1 protein-coding gene is annotated in these 731 nt (G+C 72.9%); it reads left to right on the top strand.

Annotated features, from left to right (window positions below):
* Positions 1-731 (top strand): TgpA N-terminal domain-containing protein (locus tag AC27KI_RS26490; RefSeq protein ID WP_487116846.1); only part of this gene is annotated, 731 nt, incomplete at both ends.

Genomic DNA, 731 nt, shown 5'->3' with positions numbered 1-731 from the left:
CCTGGTGCTGGCCTGGCGCGGCTGGCTGGCGCTGGAAGGCCGGCCCCTGCCGGGCCGCTGGGCCACCGGCGGGCTGCTGGTGGTGTCGGTGGCGCTCACGCTGGCGTCGCACCGCACGATCGTAGGGCGCGATGCGGGCGTCACGCTCATCGTGATGCTGCTGGCGCTCAAGACGCTGGAGCTGCGCGCGCGGCGCGACGCCATGGTCATCTTCTTCCTGGGCTTCTTCACGATGCTCAGCAACTTCTTCTTCTCGCAGTCGCTGCTCACGGCGACCGCCATGCTGGTCGCGCTGCTGGGGCTGCTCACCGCCCTGGTCAACGCCCACATGCCCGTCGGCCGCCCGCCGCTGGCGCAATCCATGCGCACGGCCGGCAAGATGGCGCTGCTGGGCGCGCCCATCATGCTGGCGCTGTTCCTGCTGTTCCCGCGGATGGCGCCCCTGTGGGGCATGCCCAACGACAACCCCTCGGGGCGCAGCGGGCTGTCGGGCGAGATGGAGATCGGCAACGTCGCCTCGCTGGCGCTGGACGACAGCGTGGCGATGCGCGTGCAGTTCGACACGCCGGGCGGCGCGGCGCCGCCGCAGAGCGACCTGTACTTTCGCGGCCCGGTGCTCACCGCCTTCAATGGCCGGCAGTGGTTCGCCCTCGGGCAGTCCGGCGCGCCGGCCTCGGCCTTTCGCCCGCCCGCGCCCGCGCGGCTGCAGACCGAGGGCGAGCCCCTGCGCT

This window comes from Acidovorax sp. KPB24-03 (assembly GCF_057546605.1).
Note: the sequence above shows the minus strand (reverse complement) of the source record. Positions and strands in the feature narration are given on the sequence as shown.